Below are 21,983 nucleotides of genomic sequence, written 5' to 3' on the forward strand. Positions count from 1 at the left end.
TGATTTTCAAGGACCAATTTTATGAGCCGTGCCGCCTGCCGATTCGCGGTAGTTTTTACCGCACCGCAGCGGCGACGTTGATTATTATTACACAGTGGGAATGAGAATGCAACAAGTATTTTTTTCCAAATCACAAAAAGTTCTCAACAAGTTCGTGACCTATATCTTCTACCGTATTCTACCTTATATAAAGCGAATCACTTAACCGATATGGCAGCAGTCGCACAGTGTCTACGGCATAACAACGTTGCACATATCAATTAGACTGCGCAACATTTTCCGCATCACCTCAACGCGAAAACAACCAGAAGCAAGCCGCCCCCTCCAATGAGGGAACGGCTTGCTTCTGGGACATAAACCGTCGACTTAGTACTTGGTGAGGTACTCTTCGACTTCCCAGGGATGGACGGCAATCCGGAAGGAATCCCATTCTCCCCGTTTCGCTTCGGCGTAGCGCTCAGAGACGTGGGGGCCAAGGGCCTCTTTGATGACTTCGCTCTTTTCGAGCTCGTCGACGGCTTCGGCCAGGTTGGCGGGCAGGCTGGCGATGCCCATCTCGGCGCGACGGGCGGCATCCATGTGGTAGATGTTCTCATCCACAGGAGCGGGCGGCGTGATTTGGTTTTTGATGCCGTCCAGACCGGCCTTGAGGCAAACGGCCAGGGCCAGGTAGGGGTTGCAGGAGGGATCGGGGCTGCGCAGTTCGACCCGGGTGGAGGCGCCGCGCTTGGCGGGGATCCGGATCAAGGGGCTGCGGTTGCGGCAGGACCAGGCCACATAGCAGGGAGCTTCGTAGCCAGGGACCAGACGCTTGTAGGAGTTGACGGTGGGGTTGGTGACGGCGGCGAAGGAACGGACGTTCTTCAGCAGGCCGCCGATGTAGTACTTGGCCGTTTCGCTCAGTTGATCCGGGGTGGTCGGATCATAGAAAGCGTTCTTGCCGTCTTTGAAGAGGGACATGTTGGTGTGCATGCCGGAACCGTTGATGCCGAAGATCGGCTTGGGCATGAAGGTGGCATGGAGACCATGGCGCTGGGCGATGGTCCGGACGACGAACTTGAAGGTGACGATCTTGTCGGCCACATCCAGGGCATCGGAGTATTTGAAGTCGATTTCGTGCTGACCGGCGGCCACTTCGTGGTGGGACGCTTCGATCTCAAAGCCCATTTGCTCCAGGGTCAGAACCATGTCGCGGCGGGCGTTTTCACCGAGGTCAATGGGGGTCATGTCGAAGTAACCGGCTTTGTCATGGGTGATGGTGGTGGCTTTACCTTCGGCGTCGGTCAGGAAGAGGAAGAATTCCAGTTCGGGACCGACGTTCATGGTGTAACCCATCTCAGCGGCTTCAGCCAGAACGGACTTCAGCACGTTGCGGGGGTCGCCGACGAAGGGGGTGCCATCGGGATTGTAGACGTCGCAGATCAGACGGGCGACAGCGCCGTCTTGGGGACGCCAGGGGAAGATGACGAAGGTGTTCGGATCGGGACGGAGGTACATGTCCGATTCTTCGATGCGAACAAAGCCGTCGATGGAGGAACCGTCAAACATCAGTTCGCCGTCGAGCGCCTTTTGCAGTTGATCCACAGGGATAGCCACGTTCTTCAGGACGCCGAGGATGTCGGTGAACTGAAGGCGGATGAATTTGACGTCAAATTCGCGGGCCATGCGAAGGACGTCTTCTTTGGTATAACCCATGTTTCAAACCTCCTCACGTAAGTATGGGCAAATAAAAAACGCTTTCATTCATCTTGACAGAGGTCAAGATGAGAAAGCGTCGTTGCCCAGTCGTCACTCCGTTGTGACATTTTCGATTTCGTCTACATTATAAGCAAGAATCGACGGGGAGACAAGTAGTTTGCTGCAAAAAAATTATCCTGTTTTTCGGTAGCCCTCTTTTTGGCCAAACTTTTCGACAATAAAGCGCGGCGCGTCGCCCTTGCGTATGATGTTACCATGTTCCGTGAAAAATAGGGGTGAGTAAGGGCTTTTTTCTCCGTACTCGCTCAAGAGCATCGGAGCCGATCTTTCCTGCAGCCCCTCGACGGGAAGGGTCAGGTAGAGGGAGCCCTGGAAATGGATCAGGTTGCCCTGGCCCAGTTCGTTGTCGGCTAAGCGCCGGCAGGCGGAAAGCAGATCTTCAAAGCTACGGAATACATAGGCCACTTCCGTCGCTTTGACTGAAGCGCCCTCGTTTTCTTCCCTTTGGATCGGAGCCGGTTCAATCGTCGGACAGGTGGCGATGGCCGGTTTGTGTAAGGTCAGAATGACGGCGACACCTTCTGTCACCAGTCCGATCGCCTCCACAGACACGGACCCTGCGGGCATTTGGAGGACACCGTTGTCCACGGCTTCCCGGAGCGCACCGGAGAGAAACTTTTGCGCATTGGGGTTGTATTGCCAAAGGTCGCGAATATTTATCCCCCGTTGTGACAAATCCTCTGTAGAAACCAGCACCTGAATGCGACCTTCGCCAAGCGTTTCGATCCGCATTGCCAACCAACCCCCTCATATTTCTTGGCGCTGTTCGTTTATTGAAAATTTTTTCTCGTTTAACTAGATATATGCTCGTTCACTAGTCGAATTGTCTTGTGGCTTATTATAAACGATTCCCTTCCAGCGGAAAAGGCTTTTTTCTGAATATTTTTTATGTTCTGATAAAATTGTTTTCCCGCCCCCCTTCTATTGTCTAAGCACACGTTCAAGGAGAGAAAGGAAGCCACCCATGTCTGACGAGATACGCAAAATCTTCACAACGGAGATCCGGGAAAAAAAAGCGGCAGCGACAGGCATCCATCATAAAAAAGGGCGACGGGGGCTGGTCGGCACCATGATCACGCCGGCCGACCTGTCTGGGAAGGAGTATCGTTCTCCTGGGAGCATCGAAGAATACCATCTGGATGATTTGATTTCCCGTCTGCAATCTTCCCCTGTATTAAAAGAAATGATCCTTCGTCGCATGGACGAACAGTACCAACAGTACCGACATGCCACGGAAGAGACATTGAACACGGTCACTTCCATCCTCATCGAAGCCCTCAATCGATTTGAAGGAGAAGCGGGGGAACTGCGGCGGCGGATTCAACGTCTGGAGTCAGAGCATCCCGGAACACCATCAAGAGCGGACATCAGCACCCGGCCAACTCCCCTTAGCTGGGCGCCAGGGAAGCGCATTCGTTGGGGAAGCACCCCTGAAGAGATCAAGTCCTCCGTGTTCCTGCAACTGGAGCGCTTGCAGGAGATGGGCAATCCGATCTGCGTGGAAACGATCAAGAATGAAGTACCCGGCATGCTGCGCTGGTTATACGGGGAAAAAGCGGTGTTCAACGGTTTAAAAGGCTTGCAGCAGGAATATCGCCTCCATTACGAAGGAAAGGGGACGATGCGGGTCCCTGTTCGCGATACGCTCTCGCTGGAAGCGCCTCTACCGGAAACGCTGCAGAGGAACGAACCGCAAGTGGCGGACCAGGCCCAACCGAACTGAACGGTTAGGGACGAAAAAAAGAAGGGTGACGCCGTGTTCGGGGCGTCACCCTTCTTTTTCAATTCTGACCGAAATCACTCGCCCCGTGCCGGGAACCGCTGTCGCTTCGATTCCATGGAGCGGTGGATCATCATGGCTGCCTTCACCCCTTCACAGATGGCGAAGACGAGCATCTGTGTTGTGTTGATCACGTCGCCGACAGCGTAGATGTGGGGAACCGTTGTTTCCATGAACTCGTTGACGACGATGTGGCCCGTCTCATTTACCTCCACATTCAGGTCTTGGGCGAGCTTGCTGTTGGCCCGGGTGCCATAGGTGGAGAGAACTGCGTCCACTTCGCGGACCGAACCGTCTTGAAAGGACAGGACCTTCAGCTTCCCCTTTTCCCCCGGCGTTCCCTGGAAGCGTTCCACAGGCGTCTCAATCACGTCGATGTTGTATTCCTTGAGGAGAGCGCCATACTCCTCACGCCCTTCCAGCGGCTGCCCGTTGGTGGCGATGAAGACATGGTGGGTGTAATCGAGCAAGGCGAAGGCGCTGAGGATGGTCCTTTTGCTATGTCCCAGCACGGCCGCCTTCTGGCCGATGAACTCAAAGCCGTTACAGTCGAGACAGTAATAGAGGGAACGGCCGGCGAACTCGTAGCGGTTGGGGATCTCCGGCTGGTAGTCGGTCAACCCCGTAGCGAAGACAAGATAGCGGCTGCGGTAATCGGCGCTGCTGGTGGTGACGGAAAAATCGCCGTCCTCTGTCTTCTCGATCCGCCCCACCTGGCTCTTGACGATCTCCGCCCCATACAGTTGGGCCTGTTCACGACCGAGGCGCAATAGTTCTTTCCCCGAAATCCCCTGAGGATATCCCAGCAGGTTATGGTACTTGGGGACCCAGGAAGTCCGGCCTTCCCCCCCGTCAAAGACCAGCACAGAATGGTTGTAACGGGCCAGTTGAATCGCCGTGGACAAGCCTGCTGCTCCAGAACCTATGACGATGATATCGAAGCGCACGCATTCGTCACCAGCCCTTCAAGGATTTACAGTGCTTAGCTTTCCCCGCCAATAGCGGAAAATCTGATGGCGAATTTTATCACGGCCCTTTTTCTTGACAAAGAGCCTCCGTCTGATATATAATATTTTTTGTGACAAATTGTCGGGGCGTAGCTCAGTTTGGTAGAGCGCTACCTTGGGGTGGTAGAGGCCGCACGTTCAAATCGTGTCGCTCCGACCATTTTTCTCTGGGCGGTCGTGGCGGAATTGGCAGACGCGCTAGATTCAGGTTCTAGTGGTCGCAAGGCTGTGGAGGTTCAAGTCCTCTCGACCGCACCATGCGGGTGTAGTTCAATGGTAGAACATCAGCTTCCCAAGCTGAATACGTGGGTTCGATTCCCATCACCCGCTCCATCGCGCCCGTAGCTCAGTGGATAGAGCACTGGTCTCCGGAACCAGGTGCGCAAGTTCGATTCTTGCCGGGCGCACCATTTCCCCTAGGTGAAGGGCTTCCTGGAAAAACGTCCTTAGATTGCATTTGTTCGCAATCATCCGCATATAATAATTAGGAAACGACAGGCAGACAAAAGCGAAAGAGCGCCGTCAACAGACGATGGCGCTCTTTCTTTTTGGGTTCAAACGACGGTGCGGTACACTCCGGGAAAGACCTCTTTCAATTTGCCGTCGTACATCCCCAAAAAACGGGGCGATTGACCGATAAGCCCTTCCCCAATGGCCCGGATCAGTTCATCTTCCTTGATCCGGACTCTGTTTTTCTCGACCTGCCCCGGGATAACGCCTTTGAGCACCATTTGCTTGAGCGCCTCCGGCTCCACGCCAAAACACCGATGGGCTGTTCCTGGGCTGATGTAATGTTCCGGTTCGAATTTGGGTGACATTGCCTTCCCACCTGCCTACATCTCTTTTCTATCGGCGACATACCCGATTCCACTATTCTTACTGGAACCTTTTTCTTCTGATTGTCAAATTATTTTAGATATTATGATGATGTTTGAGTTTTTCCTGCTTTTTTCGTCAAAAATTTCAATTCTTTTGGCGGCATAGGTTTGGACGCTCCACCCGATACTACCCATGAACACGACGGTCAAGGGAGGGAAAATCATGGGGGGCTCGCAAGGCAAAGGTGACCAGCGTCCTTTACCGGATAGGTTTGTTCCCGAAGATCTCGGCTCGGCGACCCGGGTAGCCCTGGACGCTCGTTCGGACCTGTACGGACACGTCACCGAACAAGGGGTCCGCCCCCGAGAACTGGGGGTTCAGGAGATCAGCCAATTCTCCACACGGGGCGCGCCCTGGGGGATGCGAGAGAGTCTGGTCGACAAGACCCATGAGATGGGCGTCGACTTCGATAAATTCATCGCCGGTGTGGCCGCCGACAAGTCGGACATGGAGATGGCCCAGGAGTTCGGTGTCAGCGAAAAAACGATTCAGCACTTTAAGAATCACTTCTTTCGTTACGGCATCAACGATGTGCAGGGGCAGGATTGATCCTGCCTTCTCTTTTCCCCCGGAAAAAACTGCTGTTGACAGAGCGCAATGATTTTGGTATATTACTGTTTGTCGCTAATAGGCGCCCGTAGCTCAGTGGATAGAGCGCTGGTCTCCGGAACCAGGTGCGCAAGTTCGATTCTTGCCGGGCGCACCATTTTCACAAGGGCGATTAGCTCAGATGGTTAGAGCGCTTGCTTGACATGCAAGAGGTCAGCGGTTCAATTCCGTTATCGCCCACCATATGCAGTGAGAAAGAGTTTTGAGCCTTACGGTTCAAAACTTTTTTTGTATTCCCTAAGCGATTCTAACGAAACCATAAGGAGGGTTAGCGCAATGAGCAAAAGATTCAAGGGATACTTCACCGTTTTTTTACTGTCTGCCCACAGGGTGCGTAAGGGCAGTTTGTTTCGCAAGAAACGGCCCGTTTCTCCCGGTTCCGCTTGCGCCTATTAAAAAAGGATTTCCTTGGAGAGTTTTGAACCATCGCGTTCAAAACTTTTTTCTTTTTACAAATTATACAAGCGCTTCTTGTTGTTTCCTTGACTAAACTATTAAATAACATTACAATTTTCTTAATCGACAAATTGAAACGTATTTCGGGTCCTCTCACAGGCATCAACAAGTTATATTTTTCAAATATTACTTGTTATTTTTTTGCCCAACAAAACGTATCTTTTAGGCCGGACACAAGAATGGGGAGGATTCGTATGACCCTGAAGACAAAACTCATCGTTGGTTTCGTTCTCTTCTCGCTGTTGCCGCTGATGTTTCTGGGGTACACCTCCTATGTCACGGAAAGCGTCGCGCTGGAGCATGAAATCCGTCTGCGGCAAGCCCAGTGGGCTAACAACATGCTGCAAGACGTGAACCGTTCCATCGAAGAACGGCGGAATCTGCTGAAACAATTGGCGAGCCTGCCGAAAATTCAAAGCATGAACGCGGAAGAGCAAAAAACCCTGCTTGAGTCCTTTGGCAGCGTCTTTCCCGATATGGACGCCATTGTGGTCATCGATGGAACGGGGATGCAGATCGCCCGGTCCAACAACGCGGCGAAAGTGAATGTGGCCGACCGTGATTACGTCAAAGCGATTATGAAGGAAGGAAAACCCTACGCCGTCGGCGCCCCGACTATCAGCAAAGTGACGGGACGGCCCATCCTGTCTGTAGCGGTGCCCATCACCGACGGGGGCAGACTCGTCGGCGTTTTAGCCGGCTATCTGCGCATCGACGATGTGATCCGATCCTTCATCACCCGTTCTCAGGAACTGGATCCCTTGGCGGATCAAAAGGTTGTCGTCGTTGACAGCCAGAATAAGATACTCTACCACCCGGACGGGCAGAACTTCAAGATTTCCGACGTCTACCCCCTCCCCGCCGCCGATAAACACGGCGTGGCTGATTATGCAGAAGCCGGCGCGCGATATGTGGCCACACTCCGGCAGTCTGACTTCACCCATCTGACGATCCTGATCCGCGACGATGAGCGCCTACTCTTCGCGCCCATCCGCAACCTGCTGTCGATACTCCTCGGCCTGTCGGCCGGTGTGGTCGTCCTTTCCCTCGTGATCTCCAACTTTTTGGCCCGCCGCGTCACGGCTCCCCTGCAATTGATGGGCGAGCAGGCCCGGAAACTGGCTTCCGGCGATTTGACGGTTCAACTGAACGATCAGGATTACCGCGAACCGGAAATCCGGCAACTGGCCGAGGCCTTTCAAGAGATGTCTCAGGGACTGCACCAACTCATCGGTGAGATGCGTCAATCGTCCCGCTTGTTGCACACCGAATCGGTCAACCTGAACGGCACCTGCCAGCAAACGGCCAAAGCGGCGGACCACCTGGCGCGATGCAACGAGGAAGTGGCCAACACCCTGCTCGAACAGACACGAGAGCTTTCCCGGGCGGTGGAACAGGTGACCGATCTGTCGGCGCTCTCCCAAGCCATCGTGACGGAAGGCAAATCGGCCTCGGCAGAAGGGACCCGCTTGACCCATTTGTCCGAGACGATCGCCGCATCCCTGCAAGAAGCGCAGGTCCTCTCGGAAACAACGGCCCAGACGATGCGCCAAGGCGCAGAGACGACGAACCAACTGCATGATAAAAGCACGGGGATTGAGGAGATCATTCAGGCGATTACGGCCATCACCGACCAGACCAACCTGCTCGCCTTGAACGCTGCGATTGAGGCGGCTCGGGCCGGCGAACAAGGTCGCGGTTTCGGCGTCGTCGCCGGAGAAATTCGAAAACTGGCGGAGCAGTCTCGCCAGGCGGCGCAACGGATTCAGACCATCATCGCCGAGATCCGCGCCGATATCGACGCCACCGTCGATGCCATTGAGGAAGGTCACCGGCTAGCCGACGCGGAGTATGAAAAATCTCGCGAAAATACGGAGCGGCTGCGCGATATGGTCGATCTGTTAAAAAGGCAAATGGGCCGTTTCGACAGTGTCATCGAGCGAGCCGACGCCCAGGTTTCCATGGCGGTCAGCGCATCGACCTCTTTGCAGCACCTGTATGAAAAAGCGACTGACGCCGCCTCCTCCACCCAGGCCGTCACCGCCATCGCTCAGGAAGTGGCCGCCTCGTCAGAGGAATTGGCCGCCTCAGCCGATAAACTGATGCATGTCTCCCAATCGTCGCAGGCGCTGGCGGAGCAGTTTCGTCTTCAGGGATGAGATATTCAAATTCATCTGCATATGCCCTCTTACACCCTTCGGGGTGTTTTTTTTCCTTGACGCGCTATAGGAAAAGCCCTAATATAAAACCATACCCAGCAAATGTGCAAGGGCATACTTTCTCGAAGGCGAGAACAAGTGTATTGTGAAATATACTTGTTCTTTTTTTGCATCTACGACTCTAACACCCACAGAAAAAACGAGAAAAAAGACAAGGACAAAAAACGAAAAGCACGAAAAAAGGAGGTAATCCCTATGTCGCTCAAAAGCAAACTCATATCCGGCTTTGTCCTCTTCTCCCTGCTCCCGCTCCTGCTTCTCGGATATACCTCCTATTCCACAGTCAGCGCATCGCTGGAGCTGGAAATCCGCCAGCGGCAGGGGCAATGGGCCAACAGCATGCTCCAGGACCTAAATAAGTCAATTGAAGAGCGAAGAAACCTGCTCAAACAACTGTCCAGTCAGCCGAAAATCAAGGGCATGAATCCGGATGAGCAAAAGCCGCTCCTGGAATCTTTCGGCAGCGTCTTTCCGGACATGGACGCCATCGCCGTCATCGATATGTCAGGGATGCAGATCTCCCGTTCCAACAACGGCGCCAAAGTCAACGTGGCCGACCGGGATTACACCAAAGCGATATTAAAGGAAAGAAAACTTTTTGCCGTCGGTGTGCCGACCATCAGCAAAGTCACGGGCAAACCAATCCTTGCAGTGGCCGTGCCCATCACTGAAGGGGGCCAACTGGTAGGCGTCCTAGCCGGCTACCTGCGTGTCGATGACGTAATCCGTTCCTTTATCACGCGGATGCAGGAACTGGACACCTCAGCTGATAAGAAGATCATCATCGTCGACAGCCAGCAAAAACTGCTCTACCATCCCGACGGGCTCAAGGCCGGCGCAACCGACGCCTATCCCCTTCCCGCCGCCGGCGCCGAAGGAGCAGCCGACTATGTGGAAGCGGGCGCCCGCTATGTGGCCACCCTGATGCATTCCGACTTTACAAACCTGACCATCCTGATCCGCGATGATGAGCAGACCCTCTTCGACCCCATCCGCCGCTTGCTGTACATACTCCTCAGCCTCTCTGCCGGCATGATCGCCCTCTCCCTCGTCACCTCCACCCTCCTGGCCCGTCGCATCGCCTCCCCCTTGGAGGCGATGGGCGCGCAGGCCCGCAAGCTGGCGTCAGGCGATCTGACGGCGAACCGAAACGACACCGCCTACAGCGAGCCGGAGATCCGCCAACTAGCCGATTCCTTCCTGGCGATGTCCCAAGGGCTTCATCAGTTAATCAGCGAGATTCATCAATCCTCCCGTCTCGTCAATACGGAATCGGTCAGCTTGAACAGCACCTGTCAGCAGACGGCGAAAGCGGCGGACCACCTCGCTCGCAGCAATGAGGAGATTGCTAACACGCTGCTGGAACAGACGCGCCAACTGTCTCTGACAGTGGAACAGATGGATTTGTTGACGAGACTGTCCCAGGATATCGCTACAGAAGGCAAAACCGCCTCAGAGGAAGGCTATCGATTGACCCGGTTGTCTGAGACGATCTCGGCCTCCTTGCAGGAAGCGCAGGCGCTCTCAGAGACAACGGCCGAGACGATGCGCCAGGGCGCCGAGACAACGAGCCAACTCCATGCCAAGAGCACAGGGATCGAAGAGATCATCCGGGCGATCACCGACATCACCGACCAGACCAACCTGCTCGCTCTCAACGCCGCCATCGAAGCGGCCCGAGCCGGCGAGCAGGGCCGCGGCTTCGGCGTCGTCGCCGGCGAGATCCGAAAACTAGCGGAACAGTCCCGCCAGGCGGCGCAACGGATTCAGACCATCATCGCCGAAATCCGCGCCGACATCGACGCCACCGTCTCAGCAATCGACGAAGGTCACCGGCTGGCGGATGCGGAGCACCGGAAGTCGCAGGAAAACACAGACCGGTTGCGGGATATGGTGGAACTGTTGAAAGGACAGATGCGACGCTTCGACAGCGTCATCGAAGGGGCCGATTCGCAGGTGGCTATGGCTGTCAACGCTTCCACGTCCCTGCAGTTGCTCTATGAGAAGGCGACGGACGCCGCTTCGTCCACCCAGTCGGTGACGGCCATCGCCCAGGAAGTCGCTGCGTCGGCGGAAGAAGTGGCGGCTTCGGCGGATAAGCTGATGGAAGTAGCGCAGTCGTCGCAGGGTGTGGTAGAGAGATTTCGGCTTACATAACTCCATCAGAAGCAGACAACCCTTTGCTTCATAACTCTTTCACAAGTTTTTGGTATGCTCCTATTAAGCAATTGAAAGGAGCATACGACAATGGCAATGACACACTATATGGAACTGCTTGCTGTAAATCAACCTTGGAATTTGATTTTGTTCATGGCGATCCCGGTCATCCTTGCGGAAACTGTCGCCATTACGGAGTTGTTCATTCTCTTTAACCGCCAGTGCAGCGGTTTGCTTCGCAAGATCAACAAAGTCGCGAGTATCGTCGGCGGAGTGTACTTCCTCGGTGTATTCGTATATCTCATGAACGCCGCCGTCATTCCTCTTACCATGAGCGGTCAGTGGCGCGGACCAGCAGACGTCATCGCCGTCGGTTTTTATCTCTCCGGAATCATTCCCCTTCTGGGAATGGCGCTTCTCGACCTGAAACTCATCGGCAAACAACGTGATGAAGAGGCGAAACTGAAGTTGCATGCCACCTTCGTCGCCATTTTCCTTGTCGTCGCCCATGTCGCCATGATCTTCGGCATGTTAGACCCGACCCTGCTGATGAGTTCGCCTTCGTCTCAAGCGATGCCGCCGCATTCGATGCATTGATCACACAAAAAGCCAGGGACGATTGTCCTTGGCTTTCCCTATTTAAAGACCTTATAACAATCACAGGTTCAAAGGCCACCGTCCGGTAAATCAAAAAAGCGATCTCGCCTGTGTCGGCGGGATCGCGAATCGACAACTAGAAGGTCGTCTTTCTTTCATCCCGTTCCCGGACCGGCCGCGCTTCAATATAACCGCGTTCAGGCAAAGGAACCATTTGAATCCGAGGCGCGTCATCATCAGCCCATTGCCAGCCGAAGGACTCGGGCCGGAAGTTCTTCATGGCGTTCCAGACGGATCCGATGGCTTGTTCCATCTCCTCATCGGCGAAGGGTTGTCCGTGGAACACCATCATCTTGCAGGGCGGCAGATCGATGATCTCCATGCCTTCCGGGATCGGGCCGGCATAGTCAACAGGCATCTCCACGCCCTGCGCGTAGACAGAGGTGCCAGACCTGCGCAGTTTTTCCGGCAGCCACATCCCGACCGGCTCATACAAGGCCCCCTTCAGGCTGCACAAAATCCCCCACACGTCACAGCCGACTTCCTCGCAGTAAGCGAAGTAATCGGCGGCTTTTCGACCGCGCAGGAGGATGAGCTTCCGTTGCGGTCGCTCGACGACTTGTGTGAAGATGGTGCAGGTATCGGCCTTCTCTTTCATCGTCTTCTCCCCTTTCAGCATATGGAGGTATTGATCGCGAACGCTGCCCGGCATAAACAACGGCAATGGCGGCGTATGTTTGCGGTAATTCTCCGGCGTGATGCCAAACTGCTTGGAGAAGGCGCGCGTAAAACCTTCATGGGATTCGAAAATGGCGTCTAAGGCAACCTCAAGCACGCGGCTGGGGGTGTCCCGCAACCGAAGCGCCGCTTGGGACAAGCGGCGAGCGCGGAGATACTCTAACGGGGGGATGCCCACGAGTTCCTTAAAGACTCGGGAAGCATGACTCGGTGAATAACCCGCCGCTGACGCCAACTGGTCCAGGCTTACCGGCGCCTGGAGATGCGCTTCGACATAGTCCTGCATCCGCTGCACCGCGTACACCTTTTCTCGCATTCGCGATCACCTCCTTTCTGATGAAAGGGTACCATTTTCACTGGAAAAGGATCTTGACCTGCTTTGCGCTTCTTTCCCCTTGGCCCATGAAAACGGTGTCCGCCGGTTCTCCTTTTACTCGCTGTCTCTTCTCCAATCATAAGTATCTCCAGGAAGACGAAGCCGGTGACCGTTGATGAGCACTGTGTCATTATCTATCCAGTCTACATGCAATTCTCGAAATCGATACTCCCAATAAATGTTCTTTTTTACATTCGTCTGATTATTCATTAACTCACCGCGAATACTATCCGCTGACAATGGGTCGTCATCACAGATGTAAAATCGTATCGTGTACGATTTGTCTGGAGACTGCGTTTCAGTCATATAATGACCTTCGGGTAGTAAGCGCAATGTAAAAAACATTATGTAGCCAAAGGTCAGCAGCAACACTGCAACAATGACCATTGGCAATAAGCATCCAATCGCAAGCTTTCTTCTCAGTTCGGCGCGAATTTGGCGGGATTCTTCTAAAGTCAAAGGAAACCCTCCTGATAAGCTCGCCCGTCAAACTTCTTCATACACTCTAACAATTATATATACACCGGTGTAGATGTTCCTAACGTTCACTACGCCGTCTATAACGACGCCATAGGCATCTTTTTTTCGAGCAATCAGTGAATAGCTCACCACTTCAAACTCCCAGGGATAATTACCGTTTATTTTCTCCGCCCTAACTTTGGGTTCAACGTCAATGATTCGATCAAAAAAACGCTGGACCAAGCAGATCACTTGGATCGCGCCATTTTCGGGATGATCAGGGTCAACGGGAACAACCGCATACATCGTCCCATAATTATAGTCGCCTAACGCATCGGCTGTTGTCGCCGATAAAAAGACGCTCATCAAGACGATGCCGATGATACTCGCTTTGACAATTCTGTTCTTCACCGCACTTCCCCTCTGCGTTGGGCCGCCTTGCGAAAAAGGATGGCCAGTAAAAAGCAAAAGAGGTTTCCAAGCCAGCCAACCGTCGGGGCGTACTCAAAGAGACTTTTTCCGGTTGCGGCGAAGAGCATGAAAGCAGTGCCCAGCATTATCATCGATACCGATGCTGTCTTATAGCTCATCATCGCTCACCTTCTAATTTCAATCTTCAATCTTCAGAGACATACATAGAGAGACGAGTGCAGATTCTAGATCCTTCCCTGCTTCCGATAAAGCCATATCGCTCTCCCCAAGGTAAGCACAAATAGGATTCCGGCGAGAAAATTAAATTCCACTTTTTCGTGCGCCCCAAACATGATGACCGTAATCGCGCTTGTCAGCATTCCTACGCGTTCTGATTTGAGGGAATCGCCTCTCGTCACACAATTACCTCCAACCATTGCACTCCCGACCTATCCGATAGAACTTGCTAGCCATTTCATCGCTCACCATAAACGCGCTTAAGACGTGCTATAATATGGATGGAAAGCAAATAAAGGGAATGGTGTGAATTGCCTCACCTCGCATGTAACTGCCCTGAAAAAAGCCGTTCGTTACGTCTTGAAGCAGAATTCGCAACGGATCCTTTATGGTGCTCAACATGTAACTACAATTTTGATTTGTGCGATCTGCCATTGTCGGATGCCCTGAAACATGAACTAAACGAATGGGGGTGTCGTTTTCATAAAACGATGATCCACCCGTTGACGGAAGATGGTTTTTTCGCTTTTAGAGAAACACATAACCGGGATGGACATACCCTGGTCAAGAAAATCAGAAAAGAACTGGGTCCAGACTACGAAATAACACTAAAGGAATTGGTCGACTTTTCATGGAATTCATGGATAATTCATTCACAAGGTTTTTGTGAATGTAAATAAATTCTATAAATCTCATCATAATCCTTCTTGGGATTGACAACCCGCTCCGTCTCAGCAACGATTCCTCGAAACAGCTTCGAAAACGAGAACAAACCGCCCTCTCACGGGCGGTTCTTCCTTGTGCTCATTCCAGCAATATATCTAGCATCTTTTTTCTGTTCATCAAAAATTCTTTCGTTACCCGGTAATGCTCCGTCTGTTCGTACGCAACTATGTCAATACCGCTTTCCGAAAACAGAAAGATCGTCGCCTCGGGATAGGCCATGATAATCGGAGAGTGTGTCGCGATGATGAATTGCGAATCCTGCTCCACTAAATCATGGATGCGTGATATCATCGCCATCTGACGACTGGGGGAGAGCGCTGCCTCCGGTTCATCGAGCAGATAAAGCCCTTGTCCGCCAAAACGATTCATAAAGGTAGAAAAAAAGGCTTCGCCTGAGACTGTTTATGGAGTGACTTGCCGCCATAGGATCGGATCACGTTGAGGTCGTCGATGGTCGACGACACATTATAAAAACTTTCTGCCCTTAAGAAATATCCATCTTTTGGCTTTCGATAGTTGCTGACAACCGTCAGGAAGCGATGCAATTCTGAGTGAGTATCTCTTGTCGCGAAGTTGAAGTTCCTTGATCCGCCTTCCGGATTAAAACCAAAAGCGACAGCAATGGCCTCCAGCAAGGTAGACTTTCCGGTACCGTTTTCACCTATGAAAAAGGTGACTTTGGGGTGGAATTGAAGTTCCTTTAATCCTTTTACCGCAGGCAGGGAAAAGGGATACTCCGCAAAAGAAGGCACCTCATTTTGACGAAGGCGAATGCTGCGGAGATAACTTGCTTGATTTCCTGAGAGCATATTTGCACCCTTCTCCTCAGAAACGCACAACAAACATTATCGTGCTATAATACAGATAAATCCCATATAAAGGGTATGGTTTTGTTGGCATAACCAAAATGTCACTGACAGGGAAAGTCGCTGCCGGGAAAAATCTGTTCATCACTCTGAGCGAAAGGAGCCCGCATTACGTGCCTTGGTATCTAAGAAAAAACTTCATTTTAGCAATATGTATGATTTTACCACCAATCGGCTACTTACATGTAGTCCTAAACCGGAAAAAGTGGGATATGGACGACATGGTGTTTTATCTTACCATCGCGACTATCTGCGGAGCGTTATGGGTGTTGAAATTTGTTCCATTTCCTCTTTCTGTCATCTTGATACCTTTTGTCCTGTTGATCATTGTTACGATTTATGGAGGTTACGATGATATTGAGTAAAGGATTCGGCGAACAAACGCCATTATCTTCCGATGGTGATGATATTACAGAAAAATATTATCAGGTTTCACTCGGCATCCACGACGTACCAAAAAAGCGACCCCACCTAATCCGGTGAGATCGCTGCATACGGATGCCTATCTCAGGGGGAATTTCTTACCTCATCCCCATCTGACGAAGCCTTATTCATCGTGATCAACACTTTAAACAGGTCTCCGTCGACAGTCACTTTTAAGACTCCGCCGCAAGCGGCGACATTGCTTTGGGCGATGGCGAGCCCGAGCCCGCTGCCCTCGGTGGTTCTCGCCTGGTCCCCCCGGACGAAGCGCTCCAGAATTTCATCTGCATTGAAATTCATCTCGTAGTTGGCGATGTTTTTGCATTCCACATAGGCATGGGTTTCATCGGCCGATACGGTAAGATAGACCCTCGTGTTGGCTAATGCGTATTTCAACACATTCTGGATCAAATTCTCCAGCGCCCGGGAGAGCCGTTTTCCGTCGGCCAGGACAAGGACCTGGCCCTCTTGGGCGTTCACTTTGAATTCCAGTTCTGACGCTTCCATCTGTTCTTCCAATTCGGCCAGGGATTGGTTGACCAACACCGCCAAGTCGATGCGTTCCATCTCCATGGTAATGTTGCCGCTCTGCACCCGGGAGATCTCGAACAAGTCCTGGGTCATCTGTTTTAACCGTTCACTCTTTTTCTTGATGACAGCCACATATTCGTTGGCCGCCTCTGGAATCAGATTTTCTTTGGAAAGCAAGTCGGCATAGGTAATAATCGAAGTGAGCGGCGTCTTCAGATCGTGGGAAACGTTGGTCACCAGCTCGGACTTCATTCTTTCCGCTTTGATCTCTTTGGCCAAGGCGCGCTTCAGTCCATCGGCCAAGGTATTGACGTCTTTGGCCAGCGAAGCAAAGAGGCTGTTCTCGTGGATTCGGATCTCATGATCCAACTGTCCCTCTTTGATGATCTGCACCCCGTCCATGATCACTTGCAGCGGTCTGACTGCGGATATGGCGGAATACACGACGAAGACCGTCAGCGCGCCAAGCACCAGGAGGGAAAGAAACGCCAGCAGCGAATCGGCTCTAACAATCAAGGCGGACAAAAGGGCTACGGCTGCCACCAACACCACGATGGCCGCGGCGATTTTTATCAAGAGGGGACCGGAAGTGAGAACAGTCCGGATCATGTTCCAGATTTTTGAGCCCACCTGATAGGTCAAGCTCTCCTTGACGAAGCTCCTGTTTTTCAAGCGCCGCACCAACGATAACAGCAACCCTAAGCCCAGGCTGCAACTGATCATGCTCAACAGCGTGGCAGACAGGAAATCCGGCCGCAGGAAGTCTACGAAGAGCAGCGGCGCAGCCAAAAGGTTGCTTTGTATCAGTTGGAACAGGAGAACCGCCCACGTGAATACCACGGCAAGGATACCGAGCAGCGTTATATCCGTGTACAGCCGGTCAATGAGTGGAACCTGTATGGTTTGTCCATCGTTCCCCCTTCCGGTTTCCCAGATCAGGTAAAAGAGTCCGATGCTGATCAGCAGGACAGCGCCCACGATGACCCTGATGCCGTAGCGCAGATGATCATACTGTCGATCCCATTCTTGCTGCTTTTGCGCTAGGTACTCATCGTTGACAGCCACGTACATGGTGTTATTTGGCGAGTAGTCGAAAGGGGAACCGTAGAACCCTACGTTGTTTTTGTTTATCGGGTAGATTTTTGAGACACTTTTATCCACGACATAGTAGGCTTGGAATCCGGCAAAGTAGCTTCGGTCTCTTTGATCCGTATTGCTATAGGTAACGACACCGTTGTTCGCGTAGTAGTAGAGGCCCACTTGATTGCGCACTCGCTGTAAAAGGGAACGATACTCCCGAAACTCGCTGTCAATCATTTCTTGACGAAGGTCGGCCAGTTCTCCGGCCATTTCCTTTTCAAATGTATTTTTGATCAACGGAGATTTCAGCAGCTTGCTTTCCACCGTGGCAAGGCTTGGTTCTTCGTCATGGGACGGATCAGAGCGCTCTATCTGCTGCTCGGCATACCAATTGTCAAAGAGTTGCCGCTTTCGAACCTCGAATTCGGTTTTACTGATGCTGTTGCCGGCTTTGATGTTTTCTTCATTTCCATAGGCAAGCAGATGATTCAGATCGGCCAGAAAGCGCTGCTGGTATCGCGATAATTCACTTGAATTGGCATAGTCCCGCTCGGATAACACTTCCAGACTGTCCACGTTTTTCACTAGGTTCGCGAACATGGTGGCGGCGATGCCAAAACTGACCACCACCAGCAAAAAAGCAAACCCTTTTACCATGGGTGAGCGGCTAATTTTTTTCAATTCGGTATCCAACACCCCACACCACCTTCAAATATTTCGGTTCCTTCGGATTGATCTCGATCTTCTCTCGAATCCGGCGCACATGGACGGCGATGGTGTTGTCATTGACAAAGCCCTCTTCGTTCCACACCCGGCGGTAGATCTCTTCCGCAGAGAAAACCCGGTTGGGATGCTTGCATAAAAGCTCCAAGATGCCGTATTCCAGAGGCGTTAGCTTGACGAATTCTCCATCCACCGTCACGCTTTTGCATTCCGGATCGACTTGCAATCCGCCGATGACGATCTTGGAAGCCGCGTGGCTCTGGTCCAGATTCCCCAGGCTGGTGTATCGCCGCAATTGCGACTTGACTCTTGCCAAGAGTTCCAAGGGATTAAAGGGTTTGGTGACATAATCGTCCGCCCCCACCGTGAGGCCGTGGATTTTATCCATATCCTCCGATTTGGCCGATACGATAATGATGGGAATGTTTTTCTCTTCCCGAATTTTCATTGTCGCTTGGATGCCGTCCAACTTCGGCATCATGATGTCCATGAGCATGAGATGAACCGGCTTCGTATTGATGATCTCCAGAGCTTGCACACCGTCATAGGCTTTTAAAACATCATAGCCCGCATGACGGAGGTAGATGGACAAGCTTTCCACGATATCTGGATCATCATCTACCACTAAAACGCTGTAGGAGTCGATGACCGTCACCTCCTTTAAAACGTTGCTTCTTCGCTTATCCGTCCTCGGTTTCGCTGATTGGCGTCGCTGTGTAGGCTGTCTCCCTGTTATGAATTATAAAAGGTAATTATGAAGAAAGATCACATAGATTTCTTAAGGCTTTCTGACATTTCTGTTGTTGCGCGAAAAAAGCGACCTCACCTGTTTCGGTGAGATCGCTTTATATTGATGCCTTACCTCATCGGTACTCGCTTTAACACACGTTCAATAATATGTGAAGTGGATTCTTGCTGTAGGCGAATTAGCTGTAGTCCGCAATATATGCGATTTTATCCTCCGAAAAGCGATACACGGACTTGCCCGGAAGACGCAGGGTGTCACCGGCCTTCAGATTCTCGGAAAAATTAACAGCCAATAGGCCCTCAAAGTGTATGGCAACTTCGGCGGTATCCCCTTGGAACGTACCTCCCAACAGAAAAAATCTTCCCCCTCGCACAAATCAAATTGCTGGCATATATTGCTTGCAAATGCATTGTGTAGGGGGACGATAACGGTGCCGTACCATATTACTCAACGAGTTCCATTGAGCTGTCCTCCAGCGTTTCTGGGTCGATATACCGTTCTTCCAGGAGACACCTTCTATACCATCGCTCAAATGTTCCGAGTACGAATCGAAGCGCTTGCCGTCAACAACCCGCATATCCCCGATCCCAATTTGTTATTTCCAGGTGATGTCCTTTGTGTTCCCGGTCTCATCACGTACCCATGCTGTACGCTGTTGCAGCCCCGAGGGCGTGTGCCCTTCGGAACGAGTGGGGTCGCTCTTGTGAACTTTGGCCCTAGAGGCGGTCAGGCGGTGAGCTTTACGGCCACCTTGCCGCAGCCTACCGTATTCGGCAATTTTGACAGGTATTTTGGAGAAATACGTATACCCGATATCGGCGGTTTTGGCAACGAGTTATTCGCCACCCCTGAAGACCCGCCGACTTGGTCTTCCCGAGTCGAACTTCCAACCGTTGCGTCGGTTATACCAAATTCAAGGGTATTCATACGTCCCTTCAATTCACAGACCGGTAATTCCGGTGGAGTTATCCTGGAAGGTTTTATTCCTGGCGGAAGTTGTCAATAGAGTAAACGATGTTATAAACGCAATTCCTCTTGCCAACTGGGCAAATCGGGCGGCAGATCGATCATCTTGCAGACTCGCTGAATCAGTAACGGAAACGGCATATCGCTATCCCAATGATCATCGGCAAAACGACGCCGCTCCAAGGCATCGAGTAAACCGGGCAACATCAATTCTCGCCAATGCTCTTCATACGCCGCTAAGCGTCGCAGACTCCCGCTGCCAATCGCTTCAGCCGCATAGCGGCCGGCAAGCAAGCCGCCGACTAAGGCAAAACGGATGCCCTCCCCGGTAAAGGCGCAAATCTGACCGGCTGCATCTCCGACCAGCATCATATTCTCTTTCACCGTTTGCGGCAGCGGACCCTCTGCGGGTAACACTCCCCCGGTCCAGCCGATGATCCGCGTGCGAGGGATCTTCAGCTTTTTCAGGAAATCCCACATGAGGTTCGTTGGCGCCGGCTTCCACGTGCCAATCCCGACATTGACAAGCTTCTCTTTGGGAAAGACCCAACCATAACCGCTCCTATAGGCCCGGTCAAAATGAAGGCCGATGCATTCTTCCGGATGATCCACGATGGCTTCACACTGTATGGCGGTACCAAAATGGGAATGAGTCTGCCCCATCCATCGACCCACTTGCGAGTAAGGACCGTCCGCCCCGATGATCACTTCCGCCTTGACCTCAAATGGTTGATTTCCCTGCTGCACGACGATCCCATTCGAACTGCGCCCAGTCACCTTGGCCCCGACAAGAATGTGGGCGCCTTTACGGGCGACCCAATAGGCCAAGGTTTTTTCAAAACGATCACGGTGTAAAACGAATCCCGTAAAGGGAGATGGAAACGCCCCTTCAGGCAAATAGATTTTTCCACCAGCCATTTGTCCAGCTATATGTACCGGCTCAATATCCACGATCCGTAGAATGTCCTTCGGTACGCCTTCGGCGCATTGTACAGGCAAACCAATCCGCTTCTTTTGATCAAGGACGAGCACTTTAGCGCCCCGACAGGCAGCCGCAATGGCTGCCGATAGCCCTGCCGGACCTGCGCCGACAACGACGACGTCGTACTCCATCACAGAATGACCTCCTTTTCATTCCGGTTACTCGGAGAACGTCAATCATACAGTTAAATTATATCCGTGTTTTCCTAAAACTTGCGAATCAAGTATAGGGGCGTCCGGGACGCCATCAGATTGACCGACATGGCCACCATCAAGTCCCCTGGGGTGTCAACGAAAAGTCCAATTAAACAAATTTATTTACAAGCCCGATCAGCCGATGCTAGAGTTCAGTATAGTTATTATATTTACGGTATCTCTCAGCGTTTCATTTAAAATGGGTGAAGGAATATAAGACCATGATCGAATACGAATGATAGAATTATCCACAACTATATTGGAATCAAGGTCTCTCCATTCTTCATTTACCGTAATAGTAACCATTAAATTATTAACAAGCAAAACCACACCTCGCGAACAAAAATCGGTCATCCCAAACAGCGGTAAGTCCCGTTCGCTTGTTACATAACTTGATAAAAATTTATAGTTTGGCGTATCCTCCAGTTCTTGAATACAGAATGGATTCAAAGGGAATAGGCGAGCAAACCGCATTTCTTTATTATATGCCCTAAGTGCATCTTCACGGCTTCTATATAAATAAAACGAACTACCGTTTCTTTCGAATTTTTCGATAATTCCGGTTGTCTGAGAGTAACCGTCATCTAATTCCGAGTTGGAGAAAAAGGAACCGGATATTCCGGCATCCCTTAAACTTTTTAAAGTAATAAAATCATTAGCTTGTTTGATCTCAGTTAATGGGGATGAGTCAACCCGACAAGAAACATGTTCCCCAAATATGGACGACATAAGGGCAAACTGAAAAAGGGATAAATACAAAAAAAATAAAACAAAATAAAACAATACTTTATTGCGGTCTCTTGTGAGTCGAAGTTTATATAATTTAACTTTGGCTATTCTGATTAAGAACAAACCAGCAATTAGGATTAAAAAAAAACTTAATAAGCCTTGTTTGAAATAGATCACATAAATACCCCCCCATTATCATTACTGATTGCAAAATATAACAAAAAATCTCTTTTGTCAATCCTATTATGTAGCATTATTAGCCCAGGTCCACAGTGTATTATTACTATGGACCTGGGGTGAAAAAAGAAAAGGAATCGTATTTGAAATCTAAT

17 protein-coding genes, 6 tRNA genes and 1 pseudogene are annotated in these 21,983 nt (G+C 51.5%); 11 read left to right on the forward strand and 13 right to left on the reverse strand.

Translation table 11 applies throughout. The features are described from left to right. Positions 1-366 precede the first annotated feature (366 nt). Together glnA and GTO91_RS16560 are read right to left on the reverse strand one after the other, a co-directional pair. The gene (gene glnA / locus GTO91_RS16555; protein ID WP_161259843.1) at positions 367-1,695 is read right to left on the reverse strand and encodes a type I glutamate--ammonia ligase; all 1,329 of its coding nucleotides are present in this window, start codon (positions 1,693-1,695) and stop codon (positions 367-369) included. A 174-nt stretch (positions 1,696-1,869) separates the two neighbouring features. Then, on the reverse strand, positions 1,870-2,490 hold the full coding sequence (locus GTO91_RS16560; protein WP_161259844.1) for an adaptor protein MecA: 621 nt from the start codon (positions 2,488-2,490) through the stop codon (positions 1,870-1,872). A gap of 232 nt (positions 2,491-2,722) precedes the next feature. Here GTO91_RS16560 and GTO91_RS16565 point away from each other — a divergent pair, with 232 nt between their 5' ends. Further along, on the forward strand, positions 2,723-3,481 hold the full coding sequence (locus GTO91_RS16565; protein ID WP_161259845.1) for a hypothetical protein: 759 nt from the start codon (positions 2,723-2,725) through the stop codon (positions 3,479-3,481). A 74-nt stretch (positions 3,482-3,555) separates the two neighbouring features. On the opposite strand, the gene GTO91_RS16570 is transcribed toward GTO91_RS16565, so the two are convergent. Further along, positions 3,556-4,485 carry an NAD(P)/FAD-dependent oxidoreductase gene (locus tag GTO91_RS16570; protein ID WP_328793832.1) on the reverse strand — a complete coding sequence of 310 codons (930 nt, stop codon included), beginning with the start codon at positions 4,483-4,485 and terminating at the stop codon, positions 3,556-3,558. 143 nt (positions 4,486-4,628) lie between these two features. On the opposite strand from GTO91_RS16570, the gene GTO91_RS16575 reads away from it, so the two are divergent. From GTO91_RS16575 to GTO91_RS16590, 4 genes are all read left to right on the forward strand, one after another. Further along, positions 4,629-4,705 (forward strand) — tRNA-Pro (locus GTO91_RS16575). Positions 4,706-4,716: 11 nt separating this feature from the next. Next, positions 4,717-4,803, forward strand: a tRNA-Leu gene (locus tag GTO91_RS16580). A 1-nt stretch (position 4,804) separates the two neighbouring features. After that, positions 4,805-4,878: transfer RNA gene (locus tag GTO91_RS16585), tRNA-Gly, on the forward strand. A 2-nt stretch (positions 4,879-4,880) separates the two neighbouring features. Beyond that, a tRNA-Arg gene (locus tag GTO91_RS16590) sits at positions 4,881-4,955 on the forward strand. A 144-nt stretch (positions 4,956-5,099) separates the two neighbouring features. Here the strand turns inward: GTO91_RS16590 and GTO91_RS16595 are convergent. Continuing rightward, on the reverse strand, positions 5,100-5,363 hold the full coding sequence (locus GTO91_RS16595; protein ID WP_161259847.1) for a hypothetical protein: 264 nt from the start codon (positions 5,361-5,363) through the stop codon (positions 5,100-5,102). Between the two features lie 223 nt (positions 5,364-5,586). On the opposite strand from GTO91_RS16595, the gene GTO91_RS18280 reads away from it, so the two are divergent. The 6 genes from GTO91_RS18280 (at position 5,587) to GTO91_RS16625 (ending at position 11,462) form a co-directional block, all read left to right on the forward strand. Then, positions 5,587-5,973: a hypothetical protein gene (locus tag GTO91_RS18280; protein ID WP_235919667.1), complete on the forward strand. Its 387-nt coding sequence runs from the start codon at positions 5,587-5,589 to the stop codon at positions 5,971-5,973. Between the two features lie 82 nt (positions 5,974-6,055). Continuing rightward, a tRNA-Arg gene (locus GTO91_RS16605) sits at positions 6,056-6,130 on the forward strand. Positions 6,131-6,139: 9 nt separating this feature from the next. Then, a tRNA-Val gene (locus GTO91_RS16610) sits at positions 6,140-6,216 on the forward strand. Positions 6,217-6,683: 467 nt separating this feature from the next. Continuing rightward, on the forward strand, positions 6,684-8,648 hold the full coding sequence (locus GTO91_RS16615; RefSeq protein ID WP_161259848.1) for a methyl-accepting chemotaxis protein: 1,965 nt from the start codon (positions 6,684-6,686) through the stop codon (positions 8,646-8,648). 255 nt (positions 8,649-8,903) lie between these two features. Continuing rightward, positions 8,904-10,865: a methyl-accepting chemotaxis protein gene (locus tag GTO91_RS16620; protein WP_161259849.1), complete on the forward strand. Its 1,962-nt coding sequence runs from the start codon at positions 8,904-8,906 to the stop codon at positions 10,863-10,865. A 90-nt stretch (positions 10,866-10,955) separates the two neighbouring features. After that, the gene (locus tag GTO91_RS16625) at positions 10,956-11,462 is read left to right on the forward strand and encodes a DUF6803 family protein (protein WP_161259850.1); all 507 of its coding nucleotides are present in this window, start codon (positions 10,956-10,958) and stop codon (positions 11,460-11,462) included. Between the two features lie 136 nt (positions 11,463-11,598). Here GTO91_RS16625 and GTO91_RS16630 read toward each other — a convergent pair whose 3' ends face one another. The 9 genes and pseudogenes from GTO91_RS16630 to GTO91_RS16675 form a co-directional block, all read right to left on the reverse strand. Then, positions 11,599-12,516 carry an AraC family transcriptional regulator gene (locus tag GTO91_RS16630; protein WP_235919668.1) on the reverse strand — a complete coding sequence of 306 codons (918 nt, stop codon included), beginning with the start codon at positions 12,514-12,516 and terminating at the stop codon, positions 11,599-11,601. Positions 12,517-12,630: 114 nt separating this feature from the next. Continuing rightward, complete coding sequence (locus GTO91_RS16635) at positions 12,631-13,035, reverse strand: DUF5412 family protein (protein ID WP_161259851.1); 405 nt, start codon at positions 13,033-13,035, stop codon at positions 12,631-12,633. A gap of 27 nt (positions 13,036-13,062) precedes the next feature. After that, positions 13,063-13,446 carry a hypothetical protein gene (locus tag GTO91_RS16640; protein WP_161259852.1) on the reverse strand — a complete coding sequence of 128 codons (384 nt, stop codon included), beginning with the start codon at positions 13,444-13,446 and terminating at the stop codon, positions 13,063-13,065. Then, positions 13,443-13,625: a hypothetical protein gene (locus GTO91_RS16645; protein ID WP_161259853.1), complete on the reverse strand. Its 183-nt coding sequence runs from the start codon at positions 13,623-13,625 to the stop codon at positions 13,443-13,445. The genes GTO91_RS16640 and GTO91_RS16645 overlap by 4 nt, the downstream gene beginning before the upstream one ends. An 862-nt stretch (positions 13,626-14,487) precedes the next feature. Next, positions 14,488-15,218, reverse strand: a pseudogene (locus GTO91_RS16650) (AAA family ATPase). Positions 15,219-15,782: 564 nt separating this feature from the next. Beyond that, on the reverse strand, positions 15,783-18,002 hold the full coding sequence (locus GTO91_RS16655) for a sensor histidine kinase (protein ID WP_161259854.1): 2,220 nt from the start codon (positions 18,000-18,002) through the stop codon (positions 15,783-15,785). Continuing rightward, the gene (locus GTO91_RS16660; protein ID WP_161259860.1) at positions 17,977-18,678 is read right to left on the reverse strand and encodes a response regulator transcription factor; all 702 of its coding nucleotides are present in this window, start codon (positions 18,676-18,678) and stop codon (positions 17,977-17,979) included. The genes GTO91_RS16655 and GTO91_RS16660 overlap by 26 nt, the downstream gene beginning before the upstream one ends. A 1,119-nt stretch (positions 18,679-19,797) precedes the next feature. Then, entirely contained in the window at positions 19,798-20,859 is a 1,062-nt protein-coding gene (locus GTO91_RS16670; protein ID WP_161259856.1) for a geranylgeranyl reductase family protein, read from the reverse strand. A 198-nt stretch (positions 20,860-21,057) separates the two neighbouring features. Next, positions 21,058-21,828: a hypothetical protein gene (locus tag GTO91_RS16675; RefSeq protein WP_161259857.1), complete on the reverse strand. Its 771-nt coding sequence runs from the start codon at positions 21,826-21,828 to the stop codon at positions 21,058-21,060. Positions 21,829-21,983: the final 155 nt, after the last annotated feature.

Origin of the sequence: Heliomicrobium undosum, from assembly GCF_009877425.1 — a bacterium.
Classification (GTDB): domain Bacteria; phylum Bacillota; class Desulfitobacteriia; order Heliobacteriales; family Heliobacteriaceae; genus Heliomicrobium; species Heliomicrobium undosum.